This is a genomic window from Arthrobacter sp. AD-310, assembly GCF_054656615.1.
Window position 1 is genome coordinate 90,630 of sequence record NZ_BAAHNO010000003.1, and the last position, 16,915, is coordinate 107,544.

At 61.8% G+C, this 16,915-nt stretch carries 13 protein-coding genes; 5 read left to right on the forward strand and 8 right to left on the reverse strand.

Features of this window, described 5'->3' with window-relative positions; translation table 11 throughout:
• Positions 1 to 377: 377 nt before the first annotated feature.
• The 3 genes from ACYQ1Z_RS01610 to pdhA are packed head-to-tail and all read right to left on the reverse strand — an operon-like array spanning position 378 to position 4,217.
• Positions 378 to 1,874, reverse strand: a complete 1,497-nt coding sequence (locus ACYQ1Z_RS01610; RefSeq protein WP_459790616.1) for a dihydrolipoamide acetyltransferase family protein — start codon at positions 1,872 to 1,874, stop codon at positions 378 to 380.
• A 4-nt stretch (positions 1,875 to 1,878) separates the two neighbouring features.
• Entirely contained in the window at positions 1,879 to 2,991 is a 1,113-nt protein-coding gene (locus ACYQ1Z_RS01615) for an alpha-ketoacid dehydrogenase subunit beta (protein ID WP_459790617.1), read from the reverse strand.
• Positions 2,988 to 4,217, reverse strand: a complete 1,230-nt coding sequence (gene pdhA, locus ACYQ1Z_RS01620) for a pyruvate dehydrogenase (acetyl-transferring) E1 component subunit alpha (RefSeq protein WP_459790618.1) — start codon at positions 4,215 to 4,217, stop codon at positions 2,988 to 2,990. Before pdhA ends, ACYQ1Z_RS01615 begins: the two co-directional genes overlap by 4 nt.
• A gap of 331 nt (positions 4,218 to 4,548) precedes the next feature.
• On the opposite strand from pdhA, the gene ACYQ1Z_RS01625 reads away from it, so the two are divergent.
• From ACYQ1Z_RS01625 to ACYQ1Z_RS01635, 3 genes are all read left to right on the forward strand, one after another.
• A complete protein-coding gene (locus tag ACYQ1Z_RS01625; protein WP_459790619.1) occupies positions 4,549 to 4,770 on the forward strand; it encodes a hypothetical protein in 222 nt (73 codons plus the stop codon).
• An 81-nt stretch (positions 4,771 to 4,851) separates the two neighbouring features.
• Entirely contained in the window at positions 4,852 to 5,316 is a 465-nt protein-coding gene (locus ACYQ1Z_RS01630) for an Lrp/AsnC family transcriptional regulator (protein WP_459790620.1), read from the forward strand.
• 56 nt (positions 5,317 to 5,372) lie between these two features.
• The gene (locus ACYQ1Z_RS01635) at positions 5,373 to 5,582 is read left to right on the forward strand and encodes a hypothetical protein (RefSeq protein ID WP_459790621.1); all 210 of its coding nucleotides are present in this window, start codon (positions 5,373 to 5,375) and stop codon (positions 5,580 to 5,582) included.
• A 1,129-nt stretch (positions 5,583 to 6,711) separates the two neighbouring features.
• Here the strand turns inward: ACYQ1Z_RS01635 and ACYQ1Z_RS01640 are convergent.
• On the reverse strand, positions 6,712 to 8,886 hold the full coding sequence (locus ACYQ1Z_RS01640) for an acyltransferase family protein (protein WP_459790622.1): 2,175 nt from the start codon (positions 8,884 to 8,886) through the stop codon (positions 6,712 to 6,714).
• Between the two features lie 111 nt (positions 8,887 to 8,997).
• Positions 8,998 to 10,194 (reverse strand): acyltransferase family protein, encoded by a 1,197-nt coding sequence (locus tag ACYQ1Z_RS01645; RefSeq protein WP_459790623.1) that lies wholly within the window; start codon positions 10,192 to 10,194, stop codon positions 8,998 to 9,000.
• 120 nt (positions 10,195 to 10,314) lie between these two features.
• Between ACYQ1Z_RS01645 and ACYQ1Z_RS01650 the strand changes: the two genes are divergently transcribed.
• Complete coding sequence (locus tag ACYQ1Z_RS01650; RefSeq protein WP_459790624.1) at positions 10,315 to 10,740, forward strand: Lrp/AsnC family transcriptional regulator; 426 nt, start codon at positions 10,315 to 10,317, stop codon at positions 10,738 to 10,740.
• A 53-nt stretch (positions 10,741 to 10,793) separates the two neighbouring features.
• Here ACYQ1Z_RS01650 and ACYQ1Z_RS01655 read toward each other — a convergent pair whose 3' ends face one another.
• Together ACYQ1Z_RS01655 and ACYQ1Z_RS01660 are read right to left on the reverse strand one after the other, a co-directional pair.
• On the reverse strand, positions 10,794 to 12,017 hold the full coding sequence (locus ACYQ1Z_RS01655; protein ID WP_459790625.1) for a MinD/ParA family ATP-binding protein: 1,224 nt from the start codon (positions 12,015 to 12,017) through the stop codon (positions 10,794 to 10,796).
• 323 nt (positions 12,018 to 12,340) lie between these two features.
• Positions 12,341 to 12,487, reverse strand: coding sequence for a hypothetical protein (locus tag ACYQ1Z_RS01660; protein ID WP_459790626.1), 147 nt, complete (start codon positions 12,485 to 12,487; stop codon positions 12,341 to 12,343).
• Positions 12,488 to 13,837: 1,350 nt separating this feature from the next.
• Between ACYQ1Z_RS01660 and ACYQ1Z_RS01665 the strand changes: the two genes are divergently transcribed.
• A complete protein-coding gene (locus ACYQ1Z_RS01665; protein WP_459790627.1) occupies positions 13,838 to 15,142 on the forward strand; it encodes a hypothetical protein in 1,305 nt (434 codons plus the stop codon).
• 377 nt (positions 15,143 to 15,519) lie between these two features.
• On the opposite strand, the gene ACYQ1Z_RS01670 is transcribed toward ACYQ1Z_RS01665, so the two are convergent.
• Positions 15,520 to 16,740 (reverse strand): acyltransferase family protein, encoded by a 1,221-nt coding sequence (locus ACYQ1Z_RS01670; RefSeq protein WP_459790628.1) that lies wholly within the window; start codon positions 16,738 to 16,740, stop codon positions 15,520 to 15,522.
• Positions 16,741 to 16,915: the final 175 nt, after the last annotated feature.

Consider the following 16,915-nt stretch of genomic DNA (forward strand, 5'->3'; position numbering starts at 1 on the left):
CCCCCCCCCCCCCCCCCCCCCCCCCCCTCCCCCCCCCCCCCCCCCCCCCCCCCCCCCCCCCCCCCCCCCCCCCCCCCCCCCCCCCCCTCCCCCCCCCCCACTACTTGTGTCTGGGGAGAGCCCGGGAGGATTACGACGGCGGCACGCGGCCGCCGTCGTACGCCGTCGCCCGGGCGCCGTCCCCGGCTTCGAGTGCCGGCTTCGAGTGCAAGAGCGTCCGACGCAGACCGGCATCACCTGATGGAGCGTCTGAAGAGAGGGCGCATCAAGTGATGGGGCGTTGGAATCGGTGGTTGAGCCTGTCGAAAACGGACTTCGGTGGTTGAGACTGTCGAAACCCGCGGAGGTTTCGACAGGCTCAACCACCGGTTAACCGGTTAGAGGTCGGCGAGGAGGGTGGTGGGGCTTTCGATGGCGTCCGCTACGAAGCGGAGGAAGCCGGCCGCGGTGCCGCCGTCGCAGACGCGGTGGTCGAACGTAAGGGTCAGCTCGGTGACCTTGCGGACCGCGAGCTCGCCGTTCACCACCCAGGGTTTGTCGATGATCCGGCCGACGCCGAGGATGGCCACCTCCGGGTGGTTGATGATCGCCGCCGACCCATCCACACCGAACACCCCGTAGTTGTTGAGCGTGAAGGTGCCGCTGCCCAGGTCCGTCGGGGTCGCCTTGCCTTCGCGTGCGACGTCGGTCAGCCGGCGGATCTCCGCGTCCAGTTCACGGGCGCTCAGCTTCTCCGCACCACGGACTGACGGAACCACGAGCCCGCGGTCGGTCTGCGCGGCGATGCCGAGGTTGATGCCGTCGAATCCTACGATTTCCTGGGACCCGTCTTCTGCGGTTTCGATCCGGGTGTTGAGCTCCGGGTACTTTTTTAGCCCAGCTGTGACAAAACGTGCGATGAACGCGAGCAGGCCGGGGACCTGGGCAGTGCCGGACTTGAGTCCTTCGCGCAGTTCCATCAGGGCAGTGGCGTCGACGTCCACCCAGACCGTCGCTTCCGGAATCTCGGAACGGCTGCGGGACATGTTGGCGGCCACGGCCTTGCGGACGCCGCGGACCGGGGTGCGGGTAGCGATGCCGAGACCGGTGCGGGCGTCGCGACCCTGGGTTTCGGCAGGCTTGGTTTCGGCAGGCTTGGTTTCGGCAGGCTCAGCTACTACCGGACGCGAAACCTCGGGCTCAGCCACCGGTGTATGAATTGCAGCCTCAACGTCGCGGCGCATGATCAGGCCGCTTTCGCCCGAGCCGTGAAGTTCGCCCAGGTCGACGCCGTGTTCCTTGGCCATCCGCCGGACCAGCGGCGAAATCACCGCGCCGAGCTTGCCGGGGACACGGGTACGCAGGAGTGCGAGCTCGTCCTCCTTGGACAATTCGGCGGTCCTGGTTTCGCCAGGCTCAGCCACCGCGACCGAGGACTTCCGGGCGCGGGTCCGCCGCGCCTGACCATGTCCCCCCGGCGTGCCATAACCGATCAGGACATTTCCGGAGCCGGCTTTCTCTTCCTCCCGGTAGGACTGGGCCACATGGGTCTCCGCTGGCTCGTCAGCCGGCTCGCCCAACTCGGTTTCGACAGGCTCAACCACCGGCTCGGCAGGGGCGGGGGCGGCATCATCCGCGGCGACACCAGTAGAAAACGGCCTCACCGAGATCAGCGGCTTTCCGACGTCGATCGTCTCGCCCGGCTTCCCGTGCAGCTCCGCCACAACCCCGGCATAAGGGGACGGCACCTCCACGGCGGACTTGGCCGTCTCCACCTCGGCGATCGGCTGGTCCACGGCAATAGTGTCACCAACGGCAACGTGCCAGGACACCAACTCGGCCTCGGTCAGCCCCTCCCCCAGGTCGGGCAACAAAAACACGCGGGTCTCGCTCATAAAATCAGTCCTCCCACTGAAGGTCGTCGACGGCGTCGAGGATGCGGTCCACGCCGGGCAGGTAGTACTTTTCAAGCTTGGGTGCGGGGTACGGCACGTCGAACCCGGTCACGCGGCGGATGGGTGCGGCCAGGTGGTGGAAGCAGCGCTCCTGCACCCGGGCCACGATCTCGGAGGACACGGACGCGAACCCGTGCGCCTCGGCGATCACCACCGCCCGCCCGGTCTTCCGCACCGATTCACACACGGTGTCATCGTCGAACGGCACGATGGTCCGCACATCAATGACCTCCAGCGAGCGCCCCTCCAGGGCAGCCGCCTCGGCGGCAGCCAAAGCCGTGGGAACGGACGGACCGTAGGCAATCAGTGTCGCGTCCGTGCCGGGACGCGCGACGGCGGCACGGCCCTCGGTGCCGAGTCCCGGCGTCGTGCTTTCCTCATAGGAAGCGCGCAGGGAGGCGAGGTCCAGGACGTCCTTGGACCAGTACAGCTTCTTGGGTTCCATAAAGACGACGGGGTCATCGGAGTCGATGGCCTCGCGGAGCATCCGGTACCCGTCGGCGACGGTGGCGGGGGTGTAGACCTTCAGGCCGGCGGTGTGGGCGTAGTAGGACTCGGAGGAGTCGCAGTGGTGCTCCACTCCCCCGATGCCGCCGCCGTACGGCACCCTGATCACCAGCGGCAGCTTGACGGCGCCGCGGGTCCGGTTGTGCATCTTGGCCACGTGGCTGATGATCTGCTCGAAGGCCGGATAGGCGAACGCGTCGAACTGCATCTCGATCACCGGGCGCATCCCGTTGATCGCCATGCCCACGGCCATGCCGACAATCCCGGACTCGGCCAGGGGTGTGTCGAAGCAGCGCTGCTCGCCGAACGTGGCGGTGAGCCCGTCGGTGATGCGGAAGACCCCGCCCAGGGTGCCGACGTCCTCGCCGAACACCAGGACAGTGGGGTCGGCGGACATCGCGTCAACCAGGGCGGTGTTCAGCGCCTTGGCGAGGGTGACCGGCTGGGGGCCGGCGGCCTCGGCGGTGGCGGCGGCGGACGCGGCGGCCCGGGCGGTGGCGGCGGAGACGTTGCCGTGGGCCTCGGACGAGGTGGTGATGGTGGGGCTCACTTGCCGGCCTCCTCGGTAGATGCTGCTGCGTCGCGGGCGAGTTCGTCGGCGAGCATGGCGGACTGTTCCTTCAACTGCGGCGTCTGCCGGTCAAACACAAACCGGAAGAGGTCCTGCGGGTCCACGGGCACGTCCTCGCTGAGGCCCTCGCGCAGCTGCGCGGCAACCGTCTCGGCGTGGTCGCGGATCCGCGCCTCGCCGTCGTCGTCCAAGAGCCCGCGCCCGGTGAGGTAGGTGCGCATCCGGGTGACCGGGTCCTTGGCCCGCCACTCGGCAACCTCGGCGCTTTCGCGGTAGCGGGTGTCGTCGTCGGCGTTGGTGTGGGCCTGCATCCGGTAGGTGTGCGCCTCCACCAGGAGGGGGCCGGAGCCTTCGCGGGCGAGTTTGACGGCGCGGTCCAGGACGGCGAGGAGGGCGACGACGTCGTTCCCGTCCACGCGTTCGCCCGCCATGCCGTAGCCCACGGCCTTGTGCGCGAGCGACGGCGCCACGGACTGGTGTGCCAGCGGCACCGAGATGGCGTACTTGTTGTTCTGGACGAAGAAGATGACGGGCAGGTGGAAGACGGCGGCGAAGTTGAGGGCCTCGTGGAAGTCGCCTTCGCTGGTGGCGCCGTCGCCGCACATGGCCAGCACCACGGTGTCCTCGCCGCGGAGCTTGGCGGCGTGGGCGACGCCGACGGCGTGCAGCAGCTGGGTGGTCAGCGGGGTGCACTGGATGCCGACCTTGTGCTTGAGGGGGTCGTAGCCGCCGTGCCAGTCGCCGCGGAAGATGGTCATCACCTGGACGGGGTCCACGCCACGGGCCATGACGGCGACGGCGTCGCGGTAGGTGGGGAACATCCAGTCACCGTCGGACAGGCACAGGGCGGCGGCTACCTGGCAGGCTTCCTGGCCGTGGCTGGAGGGGTAGACGGCCATGCGGCCCTGCCGGACGAGAGCGGAGTTCTGGTCGTTGACACGGCGTCCGACGACGAGCTGCTCGTACGCTGCCAGCAGTTCCTCGTCGCCGGGGACGGGGTATTCGTGGCCGGGTTCGGTGCCCTGCTCGTCTTTTGGTTTCAGGGTGCCGTCCGGGGCGACCATCTGGATCTGGTGCCGGGCGGGGAGCATGTAGTCCTCCACCGTGATGCCGAACTTCTTGACGGCTTCGGCGAGGGCGTCCTCGTGGGCTTCCTGGCCCGGCGTGGTGGTGCGGGGCGCGGTGTGGTCTGCGGAGATCGTCATTGTCCGTCCTTCTGTTGCCACTATTCCTTCCAAGTATTGACCCGGGGCCGGTTTCGTATCCAGCATCTATGGGAATCGTGGAGAAGCTGATCGTTTTTGGCGCTCGGGGAAGACAAATTGCCATTGTGACCCAGCTTACTGGCGGCGGCTGTGGACAAAACGGAATGGTTGCCGGCGGAGTCCGCTGCCAAAAGGGTCTTGACCTGCCCCATGGCAGGGACCACACTCTCTTGAGCGCGATTTCGGGGGGCAGCGGGACAGCGCGGCCGCCTTCGCCTCTGCGGGGCCAACCACCATTGAATAGGGACTGACAAGCTGGGGGTGCAGCGTCATGGACATTGACAAGTTGTGGGAGCGGATCGAGCCGGAAACGCGGCAATGGCTCGTTGATAATCCGGGGTGCAGGATCCTTCCCCGGACGGTCGCAGCGGAAATCACGAAGGCCACGGGCACGGACATCGGGCAGGACCGGCACGGCGAGAGCATCCTTGCCCCGAGTGATTGTGAGTTCATCCGCGCCAAAGCGGACCTCTACCATTCGCAGCGGCGGTAAGAGGAAAAGTCCGGGATCTGCCTACACTGGAGACGAATTGGCAGTGATCTCCAGATTTACCGGACAGGGGCAGTGGGCAGAATGGCAGCCAGAGATGCCGGGTCAGCACCCGTTCCCTTGGACGACATCGACCGGAGGATCATCGCGGAGCTGACCCGGGACGGCCGCATGTCCGTCACCCAGGTGGCGGAGAACGTGCACATTTCCAGGGCCCACGCCTATACGCGGATCGCAAGACTGACGTCCGAGGGCGTGCTGTCCCGGTTCACGGCCGTTGTGGATCCGATCAAGGCGGGCCTGAAGTCCTCCGCCTACGTGACGCTGAAGCTGAAGCAGGACTCCTGGCGGGAACTGCGCGACCAGCTGGGCGCCATCCCCGAGGTGCACCACATCGCCCTGGTGGGCGGGGACTTCGACGTGATCCTGCTGGTCCGCGCCGTGGACAACATCGACCTGCGCCGGGTCATCTTCGACCAGCTGCAGTCAATGCCGGGCGTGCTGGATACCCAGACGTTCCTGGTGTTCGAGGATGTGGATACGCGGTAATTTGCTCGCTCTAAAGGTAGGCAGCTCTGATATCAGGACCTTGATAGAACCGCCAGGTGCCGCTTTCTGCCACTTATGTCACGTCGGCCGCGCTGGTCGGCAAGGCTGATACCTCTGCCGTCGGGGCGAAAGTGGGCAAGGCAACGTCGAACGCCAACACGCTCGGCAAGATGCCGTGGATCCACACCTCCATCACCAACGGCGTGAACGGCTCCACGAGCGCGAAAATGCTGACGCGGCTGAAGGGGCAACTGGAGGCCCACTAGCCCATGTTTGTCTATCAGAACGTCGATCAATGACACCCGGACAGAGCGGACCTCACGCCGGCCCAGACTGAGACGAACGTCCGCGTCTTGGTCACGCTTGACCGGGCCTACGCCCCCCTCGTCGGCACTTCCTCCAAGATCAATTCGACGTTCTACGTAGGCGTCTATAACGCGGGGTCGGAAGCCGAGGCCATCGACACCAACGGGCTGGTGAAAACCGCGATGACGTCGCTGGGCGTCCAGGTTGTGGACCTCTACGAGCAGTACGCGGAACCGGCCTACCTCTCGGACGGGCTGCACCCAGAGGACAACGGAAACGACCACTGGGGACAGAACGTGGCCAGAGCCATCACGGCCCGCCCACTGATCGTGTTCCGCCGCCCACGGCCTACCAGGCTCGTGAAACCTTCACCCGTGCCAACTCCACAACCATGCTTGGCACGAGGACTAGGGCGCCTACACATGGGTCTACGGGTTCCCGCAGGGCAATCGGTGTTCGGGAGTCAACACCACCCTGGTATTCCCCCGTCTCCGTATCTGGCGGGGTTACGCCGTCACTAACGACACGCTTGCAAACTTCACAATGGAGGGCCGGCTGTCCGTCAAGGTGAACGGCTCATCAGGCTTTGTGTACCTATACGTGGACAAGAACAACTTCTGGCTGGTCTACGTCAACGGTGCCGGCGACTGGCAGCTGCTCCGGCGCCTACAGCACCATCGCCACTGGCCCGGCCGAAGTCAACAACGACCTTGTATCCATCGTCGCTAACGGCAACGCACGCACAGTCAGCATCAACGGCGTAAGCAAGATGACCGCCACCGGTACCCTTCCAAGCGGCCGCGTCCAAGAAGGGCCTGTGAGCCGGTAACGGTTCGAGCGCAGCGCGCTTCGACCATATCCCTGCCAGGAGCGCTCTACAAGTAGGTCACTGGTGCCAGTAGTGGCGACAGGCGCAGTAGCCAACGGTGTCGGTAGTGCGTCCTGCTCCACCGTGGCGTGCCGGCACTTCGCCAGGCGTGCCAGCGCCGTGTATCCGACTAGCTAGGCCGGGCCGCGTCGTTATCGTCGCCGCGTTCAAGCCCGATCAAGTTTCCCCATGCCCCAACGGTAACTGCGCCTCGGCACGATCTACACCGACGGGAGTTTCGACTTTAAGGCCTCAGCCAAGACTGGGCCCAATGATTTCGCAAAAACTCCTGTCAGGTGCCCGGCATCGATGCGAACCGGGTTGTTTCCGATGAAGCCCGGGCACTTGTCCATCACGCAGAACCAGCTCGTGGTATCCACGTATGCAGCGTTGGCCCTTGAGGCGGATGCGACGGCTTCTGCTGCCGCCCGATCGATCATCTTTCGGAATTCACCCACGGTGCTAACACAGTCTGAAGGTGCGCTCAGCTTCGTGGCGCACTCCGTCAGATTCTTCCCACCCTGAGGCGCGGAAAGCATGATGAACGACGAGTCAGCAGGGAGCTGATTAAGGAACTTGATTCCAGCGGCTTTCCAAGCAGCTGCGGTCTCCTGGGGAGAACGATTCTCCATCCCAGCGATGTCCTCGAAGGCATTGGCCATGACAATGAGATCTGGATTCAGTGCATCGAGCTTCTCCTGAGTCCACGTCCGGTGTGCATTGCAGTCGGCCGCATGTTCGCTTCTCATCTCGATGACGAACGCCGGGCATCCACTGAGTGTGAGCATCTGGATCCGGTAGCCCTTCGGCTCAAGGACAGCACGAATGGTGGGCATCCAGCTTGCCGCCATACTGTCGCCAACGACTGCTGCCGTCTTCGTCGTGTTCGCGGGGCCGTACACGCAACTACTAAGGTTGTCGTCGCTGACCGAGAGGCACCCGTCATCCACTATCTCGGGGGCCCATGAACTTTCACCGAGTTCATCGAGGGTCGGCGTCAAGTCCGGCCATGCGGTGGCGGCGAGTGCGGCAGACACCTCGTCGGCAAGAACTGCCTCAGGAGTCTTTCCTGTGGCTGCGAGAGAGGAGCTGGGCGTGGGTCCGCTGGCGGCAACAGCATGGGATGAACGTCCATATCCTGAAGTTTGCAGGAGCGACGCGGCAACTACACCTGCCGTGGCTAAAGCCAAGAGGCCCAGTCCTGTGTACTGTAAGCGAGCCCTTGCCGAAGCCGAGGCGGAACGATTCCGACGGCGGGCATCTGGCGTTTCCAGCCATCCAGAATCGAGCACTGGCTTCTCAATGAAGTGGTATGCCGTAGCTGCCAAAACAGCAGTCAGGAGTATTGCGGCGGCGAAATACCCAGGGGTCGTCTGATCCATCACGGCAGCCAACAGCACGATGACCGGGAAATGCCACAGGTATAGGGAATAGGAGATGGCTCCGACGTAGCCCGTCCCTTTGTTGGTCAGTGGCCACATGAAACGCTGCTGGGCCCCAGTGCCGGCCAGAATCACCAAAGCGGTGGCGAGGACGGGCACGGCGGCCCAAGGAGCAGGAAAAGCCATGTCGGCTCTGATGGTCATCATTGACCAGACAATTCCGGCTATGCCTGCCCAGCCGAGAATGGGGCGGAGACGGACCGGAATTCGGCTAAATGCGCTGGCGAAGACCGCGATCAGTGCGCCCACCCCCAGCTCCCAAGCCCTTGAGAAGGTTGAGAAATAGGCGCTGGTCGGGCTGATCAGCGTTTCCACGACAGCCCAAACAAATGAGGCCGTAACGATGATGAGCATGGCGATGGCAACCGCCCGGTGCGCCTTCGTTTGGTCCCACTTCGTGGACTTACCGCCGAGTGTAAAAATTAGCAGTATGAGCCACGGCCAGATGAAGTAGAACTGTTCCTCCACGGCTAGCGACCAAAAGTGCTGGACGGGCGAGACGGGGCCGTCAGCCTGGAAGTAATCTGTACCGACGGAGGCGAAGTGCCAGTTGGCGGAGAAGAGGAACGCCCAGAGGGCATCCCACGCTGTTTGGCTCGCACGGTTCAACGTGAATAGGGCGAAGGCGACGGCCACGGTGGCGGCTAGGACTGCTGCGGCGGCTGGCATGATGCGTCGGATCCTTCGCCGATAGAAGCCGCTGAAGGAGATCGTTCCTGTTCGGTCGTGCTCGCGCAGCAACAGTCCAGTGATGAGGAAGCCCGAGATCACGAAAAAAACATCCACACCTACGAAGCCTCCGCTGGGCCAGTGCAGGAGGTGATCAAGAATCACCGCGATTACGGCCAGCGCACGAAGGCCCTGGATGTCAGCGCGTTTCCCTGACCTACCGCCGGACGAGGGCTGCAAGGCTTTATCCGAGACATGCCGACTGGTCAGCGTCGATTGCGCCATAATTCCCCCATATAGGACCTAAAGATGCATGGTGATTCTACAGGGCCAAAAGGCGAGCTATGCCCTGCGTGTATTTGCGGAAGGATCTATGCGTTTTCGTGACGCTCGCTTTTACAAAGCAGCGTGAGTGCCACGACCAGCTACCAAGGGTGGAGTGTCTTTTTTGCCAAGCTTCGAGAGTCGATGGCTAGGGCGCTCCACGCATCGAAAGAACACTTCGGCTGCAAATAGCGAGACGACAAGGATCGCGGGCAACGCCAGCCAAAGATTGCTAGGCCCGAAAGCGACGGCCGCCGAAACAACAAGAGTTTCGTGGATCAGGTAGAGGCTGAAAGACCTAGTACCTAACCACTGCACGGCAGGCAGAGTCAGCATCTTCTTCGCGAGGGGTGACCATCCGCAAATGATCACAACCCCGACCGCGGCAATTGTTGCCGGAACGAACAGCAGCGCTTGCAAGATGTCCAGCACCCGCGATCCAACGAGTTCTTCGGACAACAATCCGCGGTAGTGCTGAGCCGGCAGGAGAACCAGGCTTACTGCTGTAACTACCGCCCACTGAGTCCGGCCCCATGCCCGTGTGACTCCTTCTACCTGATTAATGTTCTGAGCGAGCAGTATGCCGAAGCCGAAGAACGGCATGTACTTCAGGGTGTCGATGCCCAGGACGTATCCTGCAAGGCTAGCAACCGTTAGGACACAGACTTGAAGCAAAGGGTGACGACGCGTCCGCAGCATCACCCAGAAATAGAGTGGCAGCAGGAGCGAGAACACTACTTCCCACTTGAGAGACCACAACGGGGACAGCAGGAATCCAGTCTCTCCGAAAAGCAGGGTGAACGGACCAATAAACTCTCCGACCGACATGTTCCGGCTGTGATCATTGATCCACGAACTCGCGGCAGGGTTCTCCACTCGCGGGATGATCATGAATAGGGCTAGAGCGATAGCAACCGCCACCCATGTCGGCACGTAGAGCCGAAGCAGGCGGCGTGGATACCACGACTTCCAGTCCACGGTCGCGCCACCCAAGAGCGGCAATGCCAGTACCAGGCCGCTGAGAATGAAAAATATCCGGACCGCTTCAGTGCCTGACCAAAGCCCGACCAGTGGGGTCGCTGTCAGCCACCACGCCCACGAGCTCGGAGTTGCACTCCCGGGCTCCTGATAGGCCGCGGAAAAGCTGGGGAAGATCAGCAGCGCATGGTTCAGCAAGACCACAAGGGCGGCGATACCGCGCAGGCCATCAAGGGATGTGATCCGCCCCTTGTTCCGTGTTTTAGGCGCGCTTGATACGTCGCTGCTCATGCGATGGTTCCCCCAACTGGTCATACTCGGACGCCTGAGGGCGCCTTTAGGAGATTCTAGGGCAGCTCTGGAGGTGAGAGATAATCCCGGAAAAGCAACGACACCAGTAACCCTGTCGACGTGGCAGGAAAGGATGCCCGGACAGAGCCGGCGCCGCTGGCCGACATCGACCGGACCATCATCGCCGAGCTCACCCGGGACCGCCGGATGTCCGTGACGCAGGTGGCAGAGAACGTCCACATCTCCCGGGCACACGCCTACACCCGGGTCGCCCGGCTCACGTCGGAAGGGGTGCTGTCCCGGTGCACGGCGGTGGTGGACACGATCAAGGCGGGGCTGAAGTCCTCCGCCTACGTGACGCTGAAGCAGAAGCAGGACACCTCGCGGGAACTCCGCGATCTCCTTGCGGCCATCCCGGAGTTGCACCACATCGCCCTGGTGGGCAGCGACTTCGGCGTGATCCTGCTGGTCCGAGCCGTGGACAACATCGACCTCCGCCGGTTCATCTTCGACCTGCTGCAGTCCATGCCTGGGGCTGATACGTAGACGTTCCTGGTCTTTGAGGACGTCTATTCACGGTGGGTTGGTGAGGCAGCGCCTTACCGGTACCCGTCCACTATGGCCGCTGCGATCTCCTTGTAGGCACGCCGCGTTTCGGACTTGAGGACGTCGAGGGTGACGAGGTCACCGTCGGCGACGCCGCGGTCATGCGGCACTGCGATGAGCTCCCGGCAGATGCCGGAGAGGTGCTCCTCGATGGCGTCCTTGTCTACGCGTGAGGAAACCTCGTCCTTGTCAGTGATGACGACGATGGCGTTTCGTGCCAGTTCCTCGTAGCCGTGGCTAGCGAGCCAGTGCAGGGTGCTGCGTGCCCGTTTTGCACCGCTCACTGCGTAGCCGGCGGCAATGACAAGGTTGTCCGCGGACTGCAGGATCCCGCTCATGGCGTTGTGCGTGACGCCGGTGCCGCAGTCGGTCAACGCCACGGAGTAGTAGGCGCCGATCAGCTTGCGAATCCGCAGGTATTCCTCGGCCGTCAAAGAGTCGGAGACCTCGGGGTCCTGCTCCCCAGCAATGAGGTGCAGTCGGCCGGCGTGGTGCATGTAGCGGGCCAGGGTAGTGAGTGAGTCGATGGAGTCAATGTTTTTTAGAAGGTCCGTGATGCTGCGCGGGCTGGACTGCTGGTAGATACCCTCGCCCAGCGCCCGCTCCACCAAGTCGCCGGAGTCCGGGTTGGCGTCGATGGCGCAGGGCGCGTCTCCACGGAACTCGGCCAGCGTGAGGCCTACGCCAACGGTTGTTGAGGTCTTCCCGATGCCGCCTTTGAGACTGAGGATTGCCGTGTTGTAGCTGCCATGGAGCTGGCGGGAAATGCGACGGGCTAGCTCGTCTTCCTGGCACTGTTTTGGTCCGGGGCCCAGGTTCCAGGCACCGCCGGTCAGTTTGTACAGGGCACCACGGAACCCGCCGATGGGTCGTGGCTTCTGTTGTTTAACAAACAGTCCGGGCGAGCTGATGAAGTCCGGCATCACGCTGTCAGCGATGGTGTCAGCAACGGTCGGTTTGATTCGCCTAAATGATGGGGTTTCGCCCGATTCGCCTGACGGCAGCGACGCTTCTTCTGCGACACTAACCCGCGCAGTGGGCGCGCTTCCTGCCAGCTCAGGCTTCGAGGAGGCTGGCGGTCTTGTGAGGGCAGGGCCGGGAACCGCAGGTTTTGCCGCATCTGATGCGGCGGCGGCCTCAGCCCACGAAGTTCGTCTAGTGACCGGCTGCTCAGCGTTGGACTGGGCGGACGTGTCGGAGGGCGTGAAGACTGGCATGGTTCCTGTCTGGACGTTCGTCAGCTCGCCGTCGACGCGACGACGGTCGCGACGTCGGCGAGGATGAGTTGCATCCTCTGCTTGGGCGCGTGCATTCTGATCCGCCGGATCGGGCATGTCTGTCCCCCCAGGACGTTCGGCAAAAGGTTCTGCGGCACTGTTCAAACAGTTAGTCTAGGGGCTTGGATGAATGACGCCTGATCAAATGCGCGTCAGCGCGGCGGCCACAACACCTGCTGTCAGTACCAGAAGGAGGGCCAGGACGGCGTAGCCTTGCCACTTGGGGCGGCCTTTGTGGGGGTTGATGTCGACGTACGGCATGGCTAGCGGCGGTCACCTTCTGGCGCGAGGGGAGCGTGGAATCGGATCGCTCGGCGCTTACGCCGCAGCACCTGATACAGCACGAAAAAGGGAACCAGCAGGGTGCCTATCAGCGCGCAAAGCGCCAGGGCAAAGTCGAATAAAGCCACAACAGCCTCCATCGGTCACAGTGATCCCCATCGCCATGACCTAAGCACGTGACTGAGCGAAATGACAAGTCACGTAGCTCCAGAAGCCACGCCTGCGGCAGCTACCTTTGCAGAGCCATCAGCATGACAGTTCCCGTTACGACTGCCAACCCACCCAAGAGAAAATAGGAAAGCACCCTTATATTCCGCCGCTTCAGCTCCGCCCGAGAGTAACGCCCATAGTAAATGCCTACATGCCTGCCCATGCCGGGATGCTATAAAACACATCCTCAAGGTTCCATCAAGTCACACTGATTGTTACGAATTGCACCGCGCCCTCTGCTTCCCTGTGGACTGACCAGACAGAGGGCGAAGCTTTGAAGATCTGCAATGTCCTCTGGCTCCGACCCGCGTTCGATTTCGCACGCGACCTCGTAAGCGGCAGGATCCAAGCCGAGATAAGCGACAAACGATCTGCTCAGAAGAGCCCGGCCGCGTTCCGGGACAACCGGCATCTGGAGGCGCTGGCCAGATATCCGCGCTTGCTCATCGCGCTGCTCTTTTTCTACTAGCAACTGGAGCGTCAGCTCGGGAAACTGATGTCGAGGCTGCCCACGGTTTGGGCGCCCCTTGAGATTATTGACAAAAGCCCGTGGGAGGTGCGGCAGGGAGGATGATTCTTGGTCTACTCAAGTAAAAGCGAAGGCTAGCAGAAGGTCCGTTTAGCGACGACGGCAGTATCAGGCCGTCGCGGTTCGCCTCCGGGTACAGCACAGTGTTACTGCTAATCCCTCCTACTCCTGAATCACTAACTCGCTGAGTCGGGAGACCGATGGCCGCAGCGCCACCAGGAGCCCGCCCACAAAGTCCACGACACGGATGGATGAAGGGTGTTGACGACCACGGGTTCCCGTGGAAGAAGCTCAAGCTGGTGAGTGGATGAAGGGTGAAGGTAGGACCGGGGGCGATCCTGGCTATGGGCCCGGAACCATCGTGGCCACCAAGAGCGTCTCCCGCCCATAGTTCCTGCTGCCATCTGGAAGGGGATTGCAGGGGACGGCGTAGTCCGAGGAGCCTCAAACTCTGATTGAAGCCAGCGCTCCCTAGCGCTTTTTCCTTTCGGCGCCAACGCTCCCCCTGGCCCTAGGAGTTCCGCGGACATTGGCATGGCCTGCACTCGTGCGGAGCCCACGTAGCTGCAAAAAGGGGACGTCATCCGTGCATAAGGTGACTTACACCTCAACCACTCGGTTTAGCTGGGACGCGCAATTCAAACTTTGGCGCTCAAACTTCAGTCCTTAACGGCCCGCCGTACCGTTGCTGCGTGAAGTAGCCAGTAGGTTACGCATCATTAGCCGATAAGCTGTCTAGATGGGGATTCTCGAACTATTTGCCGTCATGGCCGCTCTCTTTGCTGCCGCCGTTTTCATGGCAGTGTACAAAGATAGGGACCGGGCGATGGCAGCTCTTGTCGGGGCGTCCGCCGCGCTGGTTAGCGTGCAAGTCCTGCGAGTGCATGTTTTCACCCTTCTGGTTGTCGTCTGGTGGCTCGTGCCGCCGTTTCGTGGCAACCGTGGGAGTGGTAAACGTATCACTATTATGGGGGCTTGCTCCTCGCTCCTTGCCGCCACCGCACTCTATGGAGACTTGGTCGTCAGCCCTACTTTGGCGTTGCAACTCCTAGCTTTCACAGCCTCGGCCTCCCTGATAGTGGCCAAGTCGAGTATCAGGGATCGGCAGGACATGCTTTACGGCGCTCTTGCCGTCATCACGGCCAGCAGCTTCCTCGGGATACTCCAAGTCGCAAAGGTGGCTCCTATCGAGATATGGCACGCTCACGTCAGCTCAGTGGGCCGGCCGATCGGCATCTACCCGGAACCCGACTACCTGGGGCTGTTTTCCGGACTCGGCTTGCTAGCCTCGTGGCGACTCCCCATGCGCCCTCTGGTGCGTTCCCTCTTCATAGCCGTAAACGGAGCTTCGTTAGTCTTTGCTTTTGCGAGGGCGGCTTGGATCGCTGTAGGCGTGTCCGTCGTGCTTGTAATTCTTTTCAGCTTGCTAACTGAGCGAACGAAGGATGCTCGACCAAAGGGCCGCGGCAAATGGCCCGCTTTGGCCTTGCTCGCCGCAGCTGGAGCAACCTACCTTTCCTTGAATGGGAGCTTCGCTCAAGACTTAATCAGGAGGCTTCAGGGAACGTTCAAGGTCAGCGAGACAGACATTTCAGGCCAAGCCCGCGTCCGACAGATTGATGGCCTCCTCGAAATGGCACAGACGGCACCATGGTACGGGCACGGGCTGAGTTCAAACGGCCGGGTAGGAATCTGGGGCGGCGTCAACATGGGCGATGTTGGCGACTCCGCTAACGCTGTTAGCAGCAATTGGTTGTTGATGTTTTGGGTGGATGGCAGACTTCTCGCCGTTCCGCTAATCGCTTTCCTGATCATCCTGGCAGGCGTGACCTGCCGGACCCTGCCTGGCCAACTGTTGGTAGTAATCCTGCTGAACAGCATGTTCTCTAATGCGACTTTCCAGCCGATCACGTGGCTCGTCGTCGGGCTAGCTTTGAGTACGACGTGGGACAGAACTATCACGACCAGCGCGCCACCCTCGGGTATTGCTGCTGAAGCATCCGCCACAAGACTCCGCATACCTGCGGGGCAGCAGCGACACTAGTATCGAAAAAAGCTTCCTTGTGCAGAACAAAAGAGACAATGACGCCACCGCATCGTCCTTCGGAGCGGAAGGCGTTCTACTTATCATCGACTGCTGGTTCCTCAGGAATCAGCACCCATACAAGGGCCCGGCAGGCTGAAAGCTCATACTAATAAGGGCATCGTTCAACTAATACCCGATAGGTCGCCTGGTTCCGGCTTCCAAAGCCTACTTCGGAACTGCACGTGTCGATACACATCCGCACCGTCCATTGCGACGTACTCGTGAACCGTGCGGTCCCTGCACGCCCGCACCCTGAGGAGCCTGTAGGCACTTTGCAGCCTGACCGCCGCAAGCAGGACGCCCGCGAGGACACCGAGGATGGGGTCGGCGGCAGCCTAGTCTTTGTTACCGCTCCCTTGACCTCGGCTCGACCTCGCGGTTGTGCTGTCTGGGGACATTTCCATTGGCTTATCCGCCCGCTTTTCGTACCACTTGACGATAATCGAGTGAGCTGGTTTCTCAATGCCCAGATAAAGGATGGCTCCGGCCACGACGGCGAGGACTATATAGAGGGCAACCACCGCTACGCGAAGGGGAAGTGGTGAGTCAACGAAGCGTTCCACGGGGATAACCCGAACGAGGATCATCAACGCTGGAACATGGGCCAGATACAAACTAAAAGAGATCTGTCCACCAGCATTCAGAGGTAAGGCTCCGAGGGTTCTTACAGGACGCCCGGACCCACAAGCAAGCAACAAGATGACAATCCCCGACAGTAAAACGGCAAGGGAAGCACGGACGGGCTCCTCAGGAAGTACTGCAGGTACTGCCAATAGTGCTATCAATGATCCCACCCCAAGCCATCCCTTCTTCTCACTCAGCCTGACCCTCTTGGAAACCAGATAGACAATGCACCCCAAGCTGAAGGCTAAGACGATTCGAGCAGCCGGAACCGGCATGTGGGAAGAAGGGTATGCCCAGGTCGCCAAACCCTCCAGCAGCACGATCAGTAACGCCGCAATCAACAAGAACGTCAAACGCTTGGATCCCAACCAAGTGACACCGAGAGCTATGACCGGGTACAGAACGTAGGCAAGCCACTCCGCACTAAGCGACCAAGCGGGGATGTTCCATCCTTGGGAGTCTCCAACCCAAGAGCGAATGAGGAACAAGTCAAGGAAGAACCCGGAAGTGCTGTAGTTGTCCGCATTACTCACCTCGGCACCGACAGTACGTGACGCAATAACAAGCGTGGCCAGCGCTAGCAGCACAGCAAGATGAGCAGGATAGATACGGGCTATTCGCTTCACTAGGAAGCGTGCGTAGCCTCGCTTAGTAGGGCGGGCGAAGCGTCCGAGATACTGATAGCAGATGATGAAGCCGCTGAGCACAAAGAAAAGGTCAACCGCGAGATAGCCGGCTCCCGTGATGGCTGCCAAAAATGTCGACTCCGGAAGTAGTCCGTAGATTTGGGGCTGATAATGGTACACAACTACCCATAGAGCAGCGATGATTCGGACTCCATTTAGCTGCCGAAGCACGTTTTTCCGGTGCGCAGTTGGCTGGATTTGGCGAGCTGGCGCAAGTGCGTCTGACATGTTCCCCCCAGTAGGCATCAGCTCATTCTAAGCGCTTGAAGCGAGCCAGGTGTTCGGCACCTTCGGTACATTCGTGCTCCCCACGGACAGCATCGCATCCGTCTTTCAGGAAGCTAACGCAAGGCCCCCATCCTGATTGATTTCTTCGAAGCCGCAACCTGCTGACATCCACCACCAGAGGAATGATCCCTCT